The sequence below is a fragment of the Jeotgalibacillus campisalis genome, from assembly GCF_000829515.1.
Taxonomy (GTDB): Bacteria; Bacillota; Bacilli; order Bacillales; family Jeotgalibacillaceae; genus Jeotgalibacillus; species Jeotgalibacillus campisalis.
Genome location: NZ_JXRR01000008.1, coordinates 1 through 15,127, shown reverse-complemented (window position 1 = coordinate 15,127; position 15,127 = coordinate 1). Strand labels below are relative to the sequence as shown.

The following is a 15,127-nucleotide window of genomic DNA, read 5'->3' as shown; positions in this document are numbered from 1 at the left end:
ATCATTTATATCTCCTAACAAATTTATTGAGTTTAGCTTTTTCCCCTTTTGATCCACAAAAAAACGAGAGGAAATCGGATTAAGTCCGATTTCCTCTCGTTTTAAAGTGTTTGATAAACTAGGATATCAATCTAGATAGCTTAGCTGGGTTAGCAATTTTTGAAGACACTAACCACTAACTTGTTAACTCACATTATTTCTATTTTAAGTCCCTGAATTCATAATTCCTCAAGTTCTCGTTTATAGCTATTAATTATTACACGATTAATATCAACAAAGGCTTCTAATTCTTTAATTCTCAATAATAAATATTTTCGTCTCTCCTGTTCTTTTTCAACTTGAGTACCTTCAGTATCATCAAATTCCATGTCCCTTAATAAACGAAGAAATAAAGGAATATCATCACTATCACTTATACTAATTGAGTTTTCTAGCCAAGTTCTTGTTCTTTCATCCGTAGCGCATAAAGCCGCTTGATTAATAACGTAATTCATAGTTATTTGTACTGTCTTATCAAGAGTATCTGCAATTCCCAACCATTTTCTCACTTCTTCTGTTGTTTCCAAATCGTTCGTTAAATCTCTAGAGTCAAAATAAAATGGTGATTTATTATCAGGATTTATTTTATCCAGTACCTTTAAGATAGAATCATAATTTTTAAAAGGGCGGTTCTCACCAGGAAGAAATGTTCTATGCTCCCATAATTTCAAAATAGCTTCAAAACAATCTTTTTCTAACCCTTCCTTATTTACTTCATCTGCTGTAGTGGCTCTATCAATTTGTTCAGCTATATAATGAGCCATCCACCGGCCGAGTGTATCCGTGCTTTTATTTAAATCTAATTCTTTAACTATTGCTTTCCCTAAGTTCATAATACGTTGTTTCGTCTCTAAGTCTTCCATCTGCTCCGAGGATAAGAATCTTGGATTGCGGGGGTTTATATTCATGTTTTTCCTCCCTCATCATATAAGATTTATATTTATACCTACGATTAATTTGTATTTCTATAATAAGTTCTATCTCCAAATAGTTACACAGATGAATTAAAAAAGATAATTTCGCACTCAATTTATTCCCTTCTCTTGACGGTTCTTCATCGTATTCGGTTATGTTACTCCAAATTTCACAATCTAATAACTTTTCCTTTTCATTAGATATATACCAATTTCTTTTTTCATCATCCGGAGTTAATCCTAATTTATCTGCAATAGTTTTTCCAATTTGATAGGGTGGATAATTTATATTCGCTGCATGAGGATCTTTTTCATCTAAATTATTTTCTATGTTCTCTCTCCATATCCACCCTTTTAGATTAAATGGAGATAAACTTAACTCCATCCGTTCCTCTTGATATTCTGGTAATTTATAATCATTAGGATTTGAACAACTTGATAATGCATTTAGCAATGATTGAGAAACTTCAGTATTAACAAATGCAGTAGATATGGAAAAAGTATCTTCTTTGTCAGTATCACCTTCTAACCATGATCCAAATACATTTAACCACGTACTATCCTTCCGCTCGTCTAATAATATATTTAAGAAATCATTTGTTATTATATCTTTATGCCAATCACCTTGAGAATCTTCTTCTATAAATCGATAATTCTTTAATGGAATTAGATCACGGCGATCTGCCAACCAGCCACCATCACCTCGTGTTAAAAGATGGCTTTGGAGCCATTCTTCCCACTCATTATCGCACCAATCATTTCTTTTTATTATTGGCATTTTTTCTAAGAGTTTTCCCGCAACAACAAACATCGCATGATAAGAAAGATAAAAACCGTAGGTATCAGTGTGTGGATAACTTCCATGATCGTGATAAGTAGTTTGAATTTTCCGATTAGAGTTCCAGACTCTGTAGCGCGGGTCTCCCGTATTATTATCAATGCCCCACTCATTAATTATTACATCATTTACAAGCTCCACAATTTGATCTTCTGAAACACCAAACACATTCCCAAGTCTTTCAAACCAATGCTTTTCCATATCATACCCATGTGAAAAATCTACACTCGTATCTACTTGACCAATTTCATGGAAGTAACTCTCAACTTCTACACCATACTTGCTTTCTTTACTAAGGGGGAACGGACTTACACCAACTTGTCTCAGTTTATAAACTATTTCATTGGTGAGAGTATTTGGAAAAGCATTTTCTATATTTAAGGAAATCTCTGCTGCGAATTTTCGAATTAATATATGAGGTGTACCTTCTAATGCATATTTAGTAAAAATTCTAAAATGAGATTTTATCACTTTAGGATGGTCTTTTGACACTTTTGCAAGAGCAATTAAGAAATATAATTGAGCATGAAGGTCATAAAAAGGAAATTCTTTACTAACAAAAGCATTGTTTTGGCCATTTTCCATCCACCTTATCAAATGAGAAATTTCCATAACACAATTCGCTTCAGCTAGTCTGCGAACAGCATGAGCAGCTTGCCATCTAATTTTTGACTCGGGAGCCCCTAATGCAGACCAAATAAATCCCGTAAAAGCAACATTTATATTTTCTGGTGGTGTAAGACTCTCTGACCAGTTCCCGTCCGCATAGTCTTCGCTAATGTGTTGTTCAAAACGTGATAAGCCAAATTCAAGCAGTTCCATAGCTTGAGAAGGGTCGATAATAGATGCTGCAATATTTATAAAGCCAAACAACGTACTGGCATCTATGAGCTCGCTATTACGAGTTAATCCATCCAAGATTCCATTCACAATAAAAGGTTGCAAGTCTCTTTCTACTTTAATACTTGTCATAAAAAACTCTAATGTACCATGTCCTGTTAGGTAGTTAGCATATCTTCTAGCAACAAAATGCAGTATTTCAGGCAGTACCCTTTTAACTCCTATTCTATTTCTCATTTCTTTTGGCATATATGACAATCCATTTATACAATCATAAAAATCAGCATTTTCTGCAATAATCAATTCACGTAAAAATGGAATGGTGTCATTGTCGCTAACTCTTTTGTAAATCTCTTGCCAAAAGACTTTTGGATCAATATGTTTTTTGGCATTATGTTTGAAATTATCATATCTTTGAATTAACTCATTGATATCATGGGATAAGGTTAAGTCAATACCATCAAATAAATCTACCCAGGTACATTCTTTGTAACTAGTATCTAAAGACTCTATACTATTTTTCTTACTTTCTTGCTCATCTATACTAAAACTATCGATTGCATCATATATTTCGTGAGTATCAAAAGAATATTTTGATACAAATTGCCTTAATTTCTGAAATTGAAATTGAGTAGTATCGTTAACTCTAATATCTCTATAAGCACATTCAAATATTTTCCGTTTTGCACTTAAAGATTTTTCTTTTTCAATACATACTACAGCAAAGTCTTCTATTTTATAATAATCAATGAACGATGAGGTAGACCATCCTACTGATGGATCTAAATTCTCAGATTGCACTAATTCGTGAATTAACGCTGGAAGTTGACGATCAAATGATCCTTTGTAGCGATCACGCCATCTACTTAACGATGCTAAAGAAGAAACTGGAGATAACTTAGCAGAAACCTTAATTGCCTCATCACGATTAAAATATTTTTCACGTGCTACGTTATCTCCAACTAGTTCAGCAACTCGAATAAAGCGATATGCCAATTCCGGTAATGTTTGTCCATTGAGTGATGCTTGATTTGCTATTGATACTACTGCATCCCATCGCTCGACTATTTCATCACCAAATTTTGAAACAGCTTCAATTGCTAAATCAAAATAGGCTGCAGCGTCATCCCTGCTTATAGGCAATAGCGCTCGGGCTAGATCTATGAACCATGATGAAACCATTTCGGGCCCCTCATCCGATTCTGATTTGACTATTTGATATGATATTTGTTCAAGCTTTCTGACTAAACCAGAAAGATGATCCAATCGACATGCGAAGTAAGTTGCTTTTAAATAATCCTTGAATCTTATATTTGAGTTTTTCTCTAAGTACGAATCGAAAATAAAATTTACCTGATTTTGATTAGCTTTATTGTAAAACTTCAAAACTTCAAATAGAAGATGCGAGATTTCAAAAGGTATCATGTCGTAGTCTTTATATCGACGGTTTGTTGCCTCCCTCGATTTCTTTTCAGCCTGTTCGATTAGCTGAAGACCGTCTTTATCACCCAGTAAGATTTGCGCTCTAATTATATACCAGGGTAATAGTGCACCAATTATTTCCTTAAATTCTTGAACTTCTTGCTTTTCATTATAGTTCTGTTTCTTATTGGTAAAATCTTCTGGTAAAAGCATATCCATTTTTAGTTCATTATTATCGTCTAATAAAGATCTAAGAGCAATAGAACGAAAATAAATACTTCGGTCCTCATTATTAAAGTTACTCGTAACCGTTCGGGTTCCTCTAATATCAAAGTAATGTCTTATTACTCTAAGGATTTTTTCTTTTGGTAAATTATTTGCATAACAAACTTCTAAAAAAGAAAGAAGTGCAGATTTAATGTTGTTATTGTAAGAATACGATGGCATTGGTATCCGCACGCGACTTACTGTAAGTAAATCTAAGCAAGTTTCTATTGTTTCTACGCTAGCTAACTTTCCGACCTCTAGTAACTCATGTACCAGTGCAATAACAAGATATTGGTTTCTCGAATCGACTTGTAACATTTCAAAGATAGTTTTGAAGTCACCTATATCTATAAGTCTCTTCGCTAATAAGCTTGTAATGCGGTACGATATTTCATTAGGTCGCCACCTTACAATGAACTTAATAGTCTCATTAACTCCATGCAGATTAAGATGTGTAAAGGCTAATTCCAATATATCCTCATCTTGTAGTTTTCTTTGAGAGAACCCACCGTTAATACTTTTGTCTTCAAAATATAATTTAAGCCAATTGTGGGCTGACCTTAAATATCCTCTAGATTCTCCATGACAATCTCTGATGCAGGATAACAAAGATGCTGAATAGACGTTCTCTGAACCTTCCCATCCACTATACAACTTCCGGCCATAAGCCAACTCTTGTACTTTTTGATTGTTTAAGAGGATAGGTATTAAATCAATATTATCTTTAAGAATCTCAAATTGCCTTCTATCGCCTGCGACTTCTTCTCCTGCCAGTAGTGCTAACTTAATAGCATCCTCATGCTTTTCAACTTTTAAAGCTGCTTTGAAAGCAAACTGTAATCTATATACAAGTATATTTCGTCTGTTTATCGGGTTTTCCTTTGGAATAAACTCTTGTGAAAGAGCTAATTCCATCAGCTCCTCATATTGTTCAGACTGCAGTAATAATGACGGTAGTGCTTCTGCAACATAAGAATATTTATAAGCTAATGGTTTAAGCCGTTTAACAAAACCTTTTATTTGCTCTACATTAGCCGAAAAGTTTTCTCGAAACCACGTCTCCGTAGGCTCATCTCTAAATTGAACTGATGTATCTGTAATCCAAAGAGGCCGCCCCAGATCAGCAACAAAGCTTCTTACTGTGGCTTCATCTACTTCAGCTGCTACAGATATCACATCAAGTGGTATAAATGGTGGTAAAGTTGCAAGACTAACACAAATAGTATTTATCTTTTCTTGAAAATGAGTAGGATATATTTCCTTAAGCGAAGAGACAGCTAAATGCAGCTGTGCATCAATTTGATCTTCTACTGTTATGGATGATGGACCCAAACTTTTTAAAGTTTCTATTACTGAATGGTATTCCCGGCTTAATGCATTGGCTTGTACGCGTGGGTTTCCATTTGTCAATCGATGAAACTCTTCGGCTTCTTGTTTCTTAGCCTCAGGAAAGAATTGTCTTAAATTATTCAAGGTTTCTTCACTAGAAAATGGTTTTAGCTCTATTTGAAGAATTAAATGAGATGGGTTGAGCAAATAGACTCTTTCCGTCCTGCAGAGCTCAACTAAAATACACCCTTCAGGAAAAGACTCTTTTAATAATTCTTTTGCAAAACACGAATGACTAAATTCTTCTGCTGCCATTTCAGCATTATCAGCAGCATCAATTATTATTACTAAGTTTGCTTTCATATTGGTTTTTCTAAGGGAATTAATGGAACTTTTAACTCTAACTAAGAAACTTCTTAATATTTCATCCTCTAAAGCCGTAGATTGAGGTAATAGAGGATCACACAGCCCTTGAGCTGCTAATTCGTTACTAATTTGTACAAGTGCATCTCTGTATCTATGTCTAGTTGTACTTCGGTTTCTATATCGCCCTCCACCAAAACAGTCGTATACTACCCCAAATGAGTAATTAGGTAGTGATCGAGCCAAATTTTGAGCAAAAACAGATTTACCAATTCCCCCTGCCGCATGTATAATAATTGGCACTGGTGAATTTGTGATTATTTCAATAAGATCATCATGGTGTTGTCTTGGAATTACATCCTTCAATTCTTCCAATTCTGGGGGTGCTGGATATAAATCTCCCTCAGCACTAACTCCAAAGCGTTTTAATATTTCTTCTCGAATAATAATTCCATCAGTGTTTGGCAATGCCTTATCTCTTACCAAAGAAGTAATGCTTTCAATTTGAGCATTATCAACAGTACCAGCAATCAATTGGGATATTTCTGAATGGAGACTATATTTTTGCTCATTATAATCTCCTTCACCATCAACGAAATGGAGAAGTGCACAAAATTCTTTTAAATGCTCTCCTTTTAACTTAGTATATTTCTGTAGAGTAGTGCTAAATCCGGAATTAACAATGCCTCCTGAACAAATAATATCTATATTTTGTTTGAAATTATCTGCAATCGGTCTATTTGTGACAATTGTAAAGCTTATTTTCACTGCACCTTTCGAATGATTACTTCCACAACGTGCAGAATATCGTTCAGCAAACCCTTCAATTGTGCCTTTAAGATCACTTAATATAAACGGTTTATCTGCCCTAACACTTGTATGTTTTAATTGGTAGTAAGATATATTTTTTATTTCTCCCTCTTTTGAATTGGAGTATTCTGCAACATCAATAACGTATTCGCCTGCAGATTCACTTTCTTTTGAACCTTCAATTGTAATACTACTAATCTTTGAATTAGGGTATATCATTTGGAGACAACGACGGGCTGCCCATCGATAATGGAACACATCTCCAGCTCTTGAATATCTGACTAATTCATTTTCCACCTGAAAACCTCCCAAGATATTCTATTACAGTATAAGTTTTTAATTTACTCTAATTTATTTATTAATTCATTACTTTTAATAAGTATAAATATATCAAGTTAAGTTAGAGCAAAATGTTGGTTGCTGTCTATCATTACGTATTCCTTTTGGTAATCCATTTTAGTATTAAACTTATTATATTACTTAATAGATTCGACTATTCTAAAAAATTAAAAACCCATCCCATTACACTTTATGATGTAAGTGTAACGAAAAGGGTTTCAAAGTACTACATATTCAAAGAAAAGTATAAAAAAACGAACAAATATTTTGATTTTTTAAAAATTATTTCTCGGTTTAGTTATCATAGCCTGAAAATATAATCCAGATTTCGGCTAGTTAAACTGAAGGTCTCTTTTTTAGAATATTACTAAAAAATCCTTGAAGCAAAAACACAATCTTGCGTGTTTGCTTCAAGGATTTTATTATGTCCTGTAATCTACAGCCAACCCTTAAAGAGCCAGTTTGTAGACGACCCCTTCGGAAAAAGGGCCTTTCATCTTTAGCAAGAATAACATTTCTATCTGAAAACGTCAATCATTTTATTTTATATTTTTTAATGACACCGAAAAATAATTCGATGATTTCATCAAACTCTTTGACATTTTTATATATATTTTTTTTGTATAATGCACGTCTATATAACTTAATAATTTCCTTTTTTCTTGCTTTTCTCATATATGGGCTTTGAATATATACGTCATGTAAAAGAATTAAAGAGCATAGATCATTTATTTTAAAATTAGTAAGAAGCCTTGAAGCCACTTTCTTATTAAGACCATTTTGTTTCACAAAAGTTTTCAACTCAGGTTCTGCTTGCGGTTGCTTTGTTTTATGCGAACTACCTTGTCCATTTAATTGGTTGATTTCTGTCACATTTAACAAAATAGGTCTACTATGGGCAGCTGAGTCTCTTACGTTCTTTGCGTATCCTAATAACAGTGCAGCCTTTTTTAATTTTTTTGATTTGTGAAGGCTCTTATCTACATAAAATTTTACGAATGACACTAATTGACCAAATGACATCATTTCAATAAGCTTCCAGATAGATGTTTTATCTTTTGTTTTTAGATAAAAGTCATAATTGTAGTCACGAACATTCCTCACTACTTTTATAATTTTATCCTTAACATGAACATAATCCTGGGGAAGCATCCCATTTTCCGATCTTTTTTTCAAGTTGTTTGCAATATGATCATTATAAGCTTCGATAATTTGATAACCATCTTGTCCCGGATCATCTGTTATTAAATTCACTAATAAACTCTTCAAAGCATGTTCAATATCTAAAGAGAGCTTTATTACCAAGTATCGTAGGTGCATATCTATAGTTGCTAGGTCAGTCAAGTGAGCAAAATCTAAATTATGGTAAAACCCATCATTATCTTTTAGAAAATTTAAGCGATAAGCTGTCACTTTATAATAATATGAGTTTTCCATCAAGTAACGCTTCGCTTCCTCCTCTTTCATACTGGTAAATTTAATGCCTTTTGCAATCAAATATTCAATTTGTTCGTCCGCAGTTAACTTTTCTTTTTCTTTTATTTTTTGTTGCATCGCAGGTGTTAACCTAGCAAATACATTGTTTTGAGATTTATCTTCTATCTCAGTTGTTAGTTTGGAAGCCAATTCGGTACTAAACAATTTTTGCATATTGTCCTCGATCCCCCATATTAATATACTTTACTTTATTTTAACATTATTTGGCTGGCAGTCCTTCTCCTTTTCAAGAAAATAAAAGTTTAAAATGATGTCTCTTATCTCTTTAAAAAACTCTCTAACCATATTACAAGGCTTTCCCAAAAAGAGAAAAGCAATAAGAAACCTCCCACAAGTGAGATAAGCAAATTAAATAGAACGGGGTGCTTTTTGTGGAATTTCTCTTTACTACTTGAGTCACTTTCCACCCCGTTTGAACTGTATTTATGACCTATAGAGGAATTTTTTATCTTATTATTATTTCCAATTCTTATACTCATTCTTTATCCCCCCTAACCCATATATTCCCAATACGTGAACCGTCAATTTTGTTCCTATCTCCCACTTTGACTGATTCATCATATATTATATTTTCAATGTTGTAGATTACTTGTTTTGCAGAAGCATTCTCCTCTATCTGTGATCTAATATCCATATCATCAAGATTATCAAATTCCTTCTCAAGAGCTATGATTACTTCTACCAGCTTAGATTTCACACGAGATACAAGGCTGTCTAAATGGTTTGACGGGACTTTTACCTTCATCCCCGCTATTTGTAGTTGATCTGTTGATATGCTATGACAAAAAGCTGTAGGAATAACAGAAGCGTACCCTTCCCTATTCTCTCCATTCAGGATATTTTGAATTGTTGAAACCCCATCTGTTAGATTAACGGTACTAATCTCAACTATTTTTTCTTTTGGTAAAAGGAATTCTAATGGAACAGGCTGATCTGTATATTGAAAAGAAAAATTCACAACATAGGTACCTGTAATGCTTCCGCGGACGATTCTGTAAGCTGGAAGGTCTTCTAATTCCTTATATCCCTCTAATTCCCCATTAACCCAATTCATTATTTTTTCATTATCAAAATCAGATAAGATAACTTTTAATCTTAATAAAATGTTTTCGATACTTTCTTTACCACTTATAGCATCTATTAATAGCTGGCTTCTAGACATACTATCAAACCTTTCTACGTTCATTTTTACAAAATTTTGTTCTTTAATTATACAAAAAACTTGTAGATTTCGGGTGAAAACCTACCCTTTTCTACAAGTTAAAATCTTATTCAATAAGAATGAATTTATTGTACTTATTTTGTTTCCTCTAATATGCGGTTCAACATCTCATATCGTTCTTTTAATTTGGGAGCAATTGAGGGTTTTTGATTGACGTTGTCTTTTGCCTCATCTTCAATTTTCTTGATAAATTCTTCACGTTCTTTTAGGTCATCTTTATACGATTTCCTAGGTAATGTATAGTGTATATCAGTCATTTTCCCCCTCCTTTATAATTAGTGATGCTTTTCCATAAATCAGTTACTTCACTTTTATTATAAACTATTATTTCATTATTTAGGCTTCGGTAATATTTTTTAGCCAACCTCTATCATTCCTAATCACCTCTTGCTAACTGTTTTAATTGATATCTTCCCAATCCAGGATTATCTCTAATTAGAGTTAATATTGTTCGACGTCTAATAACACAAGTCAATAATTCCTTTTTTCCATACCATAGTAACAAGTTGCCCGGCAACAGATACCGTAATCTCTATAGCATCAGCCACCTTATCACGAATACCTAAAAGGAGGAATTCTGATGTCCCACAAGTAGATGATCAGCACGAGTAAGTATATTTTTCATCATATTCTAATCCACCTTGAGAGATGGAAGTTTCTTTTAAAGACGTTGTCTCTTTATACTTTGACACTAGTTCATCTTTCCACACTGTACCATAATCCTTTGTTATTATTTTTTCATTACACCCTCCATTTTTTAAATAAATAAATCCGCATAAAGGGCACTCAAAAATAGCAGTCGGAGGACTACCCTTTCTATAATAGGTTTTTTGTAAAATTCACAAAAGTGGTTCCGACAAGCCCATGGTCCAGTACCAAAAGGCACTTCTGACAAGATAGGAGTAGGTTTATCAGTTAAAAAATTATCTATTGATTTCTTTAAAAATTTCATCATTATTATGTGTAAAAGAGGATGAGGTGTTTTATGTTCAAGTCTAATCATTTTCCAAATCCGATTATGCATCGATAAAAAGTGGGGATCAATACCTAATCTACTCAAGACAGCTGAATAATTATTCCACATATCCTCAATAAAGTTATATGTAATCGGTTTCCCAGCTCTTGTAATATAGCTTTTTTCAAAAAACGCTGCAAGATACCTATAAGATAATTCATTACCCATGGTCAAAATTCTTTCATTATTTAATATATTCTCAACTTCGATTAAAATTGGTTTAAGCAATAGAATATCATCATGTTGTACTGAAAAAATAGTGTTTCCTACTTCATCTTCTAAATTTATATGATGTATGTTACAAAAATTAAATCGTTCCAACTGATGTATTCTTCTAGCATAATATTCTCCATTTTTTTTAATATCAATCTTTTTGCACTCAGGACAGTATCTAAGTTCTTTAGATACAAATTTATTCAGGTATAAACTAGATGAATGTTTGGCGTCTTTGATAACAGAAATATCTTCTAATAACGTTGCTTTCTTTCCATGATTTACAAAAGGAAATAATATAGGAAATAAAGTATGTTTGAAAATTAGATCTTCCTTCTTAAAGTTATAAGGCAGCCTTTGTAATAAAAAATCAATATTTCTGGGTAGAATTGTATTTGCTGCAGTGTTTAATAGTTCCCTTCTTGATTCTATTTCATGTTTATTACAACTTCTCTTATGGTATCTTTTTATAACACTTCTTAAGTCTTCATCTTTAAATGGTGAAGGGAAAAAAGAAAGTTCATTTGTCATTTTTCTCCCCCATCCAATTTTTTAGCTTATTATCAAATACATCCAAAGAATGCCTCAAACATCCTCGTTTTTTAAATACGTCAATTCATCTATGACTACTGCATTTACACTATTTGTTAATTGGCTTTTTAAACCTGAAGCCCGAAGTAAACTTGAACGTGTATATAGCAAGTTTTCCTGTCTTAATCTTGTAGCATGAAACCTTACTCTTCTTATTTGAAAATCTTCTACTGTTTCTGTTATATCCTTTAATAGTGATTTACAACATGGTAGTTTATTTATCTTTGTCTCTAAATTCGTGCGAATGTCTAATCTTATTCCTATCCTTGATTTAGATATTCTTATTAAAGGGTCTTCAAATAACATATTAATTGCCTCTTTAATAATTAAAACAGAATAGTCTTCGTCCCTTTTAACCCAATTTACTTTTTCAATGGATTTATGAGGTTTCTTAGGAGATGGCAAGTTCCTAAAAAGCCAATTTTTTTCATTTCTATATAACCACATATACGTTGAGGGATTTGCCCTTCTTAGTTGAGTTCGACTAAATTTAGGATTTTCATTCCTTAATGCTAGAAAGTTCTCTTTATGCATTTCTCCAGCCCTGTTCTGAATTTCTCTCCTTTCTATCACTTCATTTTTAACTTTATTATCTTTATTTCTTAGATACTTTTTAACAGTATTTGAATCCACACCTAGCACTGATGAAATATGTAGAGTAGAATGTTCTCCTAAGGCATCTAGTTCATAAAGTTTATTCAACCATACATTTCCAAAGTTCTTCACTCTACCAATTTTATATTTATCTTGTTCTACTCTATCTGGACCCCTCCTTGAATAAATAAAATCACAATAATCACATATAAACGTACCCACTGGTTGTTTTGTTTTAGAGTCACTAGTAATAACACAGTTAGTGATTTTTAATTCTTTATAATGCAATGAAGCCTTATTTAAACATGGCCACGGACCTATTCCAAATGGTTGAAATTTAAAGTGATTTATTAGCAAACTCTTGGGCATTACTTCTTCTAAAAAATTGAAAACCAATAAATATCTTACTGGGTGACATGCAACACGAGGTTTTCTTAATACCTTATGAAACCAAGTATCATTATTCAATTCGATAAAATTACTATTAATATCATCTAAGAACCCATGAGGAAACGACCTTAGAAATGAGGATACTAATTCCTTCATTTTTAGACGTTTCGAAGGCGTTAGGTATCCTTTTCTTATTAACTTTTCAAAAAGGAAGTTTTGCATATTTTTAATACCTGATAATAACTCTTCTTCATTCAATAACCTGTATGATTGCTCAGCAATAAACGCATAGTGATCAAAGAATTGAGTTGGAACGGATATTTTCTTACCGTTCTTAATTGAAGTCTCATCAAGAGTAAAAAATCTATGTTTATTTTGTTTATTTCTGTAGGGAATGTGTGAAATTGATAATGTTTCTTTATGTTTGGGACAAATAATTACTCCTGGTAATTGATGTGTTCTATGCCAATAAGGTTCACCATATATTTCCTTTTCGTTTACAAAACAACTAATACAAAACCTAAAGAAATTTGTTTCTTTAATTTTACTCGCTGCTAAACCTAGAGCAACGGAAATAGCGACTGAATTGCCTTGGATCATTTGGAGTTTAATCTTATCTTCCTGCTCTTTTGTTATAAAAGGCAAATAGTATGGCAGCAAAGTATTTTTTTTAATTATTTCAATCGGTTTATATCTATCCTGGTCAATATTTTTACATAGCTCACCAATCTCGCCAGTAAAATCTGAAATTGCACTGGTCGTTGATTTGTTGAATAATTCTATTAAAGTTTGCTTACAGCTTTCATTTCCGCTTCTTTGATGAAAGCGTGCTAGAACACTATAAAATAACTCGTCATGATAAATAGGGGGGAAAAAGCTAACCATTATATTTTTTAAACCAAGAATTCATTAAATGGAGCAATTGCATTAACTTTTTGCAACTCTTCCACTAATGACTTTTTCTCTTTCACTGCTCTTAACCCAATAACATACATGTAATTATTATCACTATCAATAACTTTACCACTCGTTTTTCTTATCGCACTAACACTCTTAGTAGAATTAGTGATAGACAATATATTTTCAGCAATTTTTTTATTTACTACATAGTTATTTGAAGCCACTAAATTTTCTTCCTCTAGAAGTCTAGACACTAATTCAACTGCTTCTATTTTTTTCAAACCCAAACTCTCAGCAAAGCTAACATATTTTATAAATTCTTTGGCATCTGAGAGTGCTTTCTTATGCTCTTTTGAAAAAGAACCTTCGATATTCACATCTCCTGGTAATTCTTTTATAAAGGAATTTATATCAATCCATTCAGGCTTTAGATCATCAAACTTCTTTAATTTATCGTGGTCACCTGTCCTTAAAGCTGTGAGCATAGGTTGTAATAGTTTTAAATTTTTCTTCGCAGCTTTTTTAACTAAGTTTATACTTAATTTCTCGTTTCCTGATGTGATACTTAAGTATTGTGACTGTATAAATAAATTAACAACCAAATCTGTGATTCCTAAAGTTTCTTTATAAAACAATTCATTCATCTCCTCAGTTAAGGGAATTTGTTCTTTTAACCATTGGAATTTCCATAGCTGTGAAAGAAAGTAATCCCACTTTCTATCCTTATCCATTCTGTCAAAAAATTCAGCACCCATCCCACTTGCTCTTCTCGCATTAGCTAACAAAGGAGTAAAAAGATCAACCGCCTTATATGTGCCTATAAAAATAAGTGGCACACCTAGTTTGTTATGTAGTTCTACAAAAAAATTCATCGTTAGTTGACCTTCCTCCCCTTTCTGCATTCTCTGAACTTCATCAAATACGAGGACCCCAATACAATGAAGAGCGGCAATATGAGACATCTTGTCAATTAAGTCAGACTCATTCATTCTTTTGCTAGCAAATTTTTGATAATAGTTTGTACCTAAAATGCTATCAACTGCTTCAAAGAAGTTTTTACACAAAGTACCTCTCGAACCGTTAAAAGGACATTCAATAACTAACCAAACAATTTGTTTTAAATAACCCATAGATATCCCATTTAGCTCATAGTCAGAATGTATAATGACCTGAGGATACAATAATAATATATTCTCAATCGCTGTTGATTTTCCAATACCACTTATACCTATTAACGCAAAACTACTTGCAGTCGAACGATTACCAATAATATTTCCTTTTTCTTCATCGTACTCTCCTTTTAATATACTAGGGATTCCTATCGTAAACTGTCGAGCATACAGTGGACTAACTGGATTTCTTCCTTGATATCCAGCCCTTAACATCAAAGACAATTTGGTTTGTAACTCTATGTGGATAGGTAATGGCTGAATAAAATTATGTTTTATCTGTTGAATCAGATGAAGCTGTAGACGTCAAGTTGAATTTTACACTTTTTGCTCGTTTCCTTTTTACACTTCTGCTGAAAAAATGCTTTTTCGATT

9 protein-coding genes are annotated in these 15,127 nt (G+C 32.7%); all 9 read right to left on the bottom strand.

The window, feature by feature from the left end:
* Window positions 1–218 precede the first annotated feature (218 nt).
* Window positions 219–947, bottom strand: a complete 729-nt coding sequence (locus KR50_RS03480; protein ID WP_156969450.1) for a hypothetical protein — start codon at window positions 945–947, stop codon at window positions 219–221.
* Window positions 847–7,119 carry a P-loop NTPase family protein gene (locus tag KR50_RS03475; protein ID WP_041054963.1) on the bottom strand — a complete coding sequence of 2,091 codons (6,273 nt, stop codon included), beginning with the start codon at window positions 7,117–7,119 and terminating at the stop codon, window positions 847–849. The genes KR50_RS03480 and KR50_RS03475 overlap by 101 nt, the downstream gene beginning before the upstream one ends.
* A 576-nt stretch (window positions 7,120–7,695) precedes the next feature.
* Window positions 7,696–8,811 carry an Abi family protein gene (locus KR50_RS03470; protein ID WP_052476736.1) on the bottom strand — a complete coding sequence of 372 codons (1,116 nt, stop codon included), beginning with the start codon at window positions 8,809–8,811 and terminating at the stop codon, window positions 7,696–7,698.
* 104 nt (window positions 8,812–8,915) lie between these two features.
* Window positions 8,916–9,137, bottom strand: coding sequence for a hypothetical protein (locus KR50_RS03465; protein ID WP_041054961.1), 222 nt, complete (start codon window positions 9,135–9,137; stop codon window positions 8,916–8,918).
* Window positions 9,134–9,820 (bottom strand): AbiTii domain-containing protein, encoded by a 687-nt coding sequence (locus KR50_RS03460; protein ID WP_041054958.1) that lies wholly within the window; start codon window positions 9,818–9,820, stop codon window positions 9,134–9,136. The genes KR50_RS03465 and KR50_RS03460 overlap by 4 nt, the downstream gene beginning before the upstream one ends.
* A 134-nt stretch (window positions 9,821–9,954) precedes the next feature.
* Complete coding sequence (locus KR50_RS03455) at window positions 9,955–10,137, bottom strand: hypothetical protein (RefSeq protein ID WP_041054956.1); 183 nt, start codon at window positions 10,135–10,137, stop codon at window positions 9,955–9,957.
* Between the two features lie 500 nt (window positions 10,138–10,637).
* Window positions 10,638–11,639, bottom strand: a complete 1,002-nt coding sequence (locus KR50_RS03450; RefSeq protein WP_041054951.1) for a TnsD family Tn7-like transposition protein — start codon at window positions 11,637–11,639, stop codon at window positions 10,638–10,640.
* A 54-nt stretch (window positions 11,640–11,693) separates the two neighbouring features.
* Window positions 11,694–13,568, bottom strand: coding sequence for a TnsD family Tn7-like transposition protein (locus KR50_RS03445; RefSeq protein WP_041054949.1), 1,875 nt, complete (start codon window positions 13,566–13,568; stop codon window positions 11,694–11,696).
* A gap of 8 nt (window positions 13,569–13,576) precedes the next feature.
* A complete protein-coding gene (locus tag KR50_RS03440; protein ID WP_041054947.1) occupies window positions 13,577–14,968 on the bottom strand; it encodes an ATP-binding protein in 1,392 nt (463 codons plus the stop codon).
* Between the last annotated feature and the right edge of the window lie 159 nt (window positions 14,969–15,127).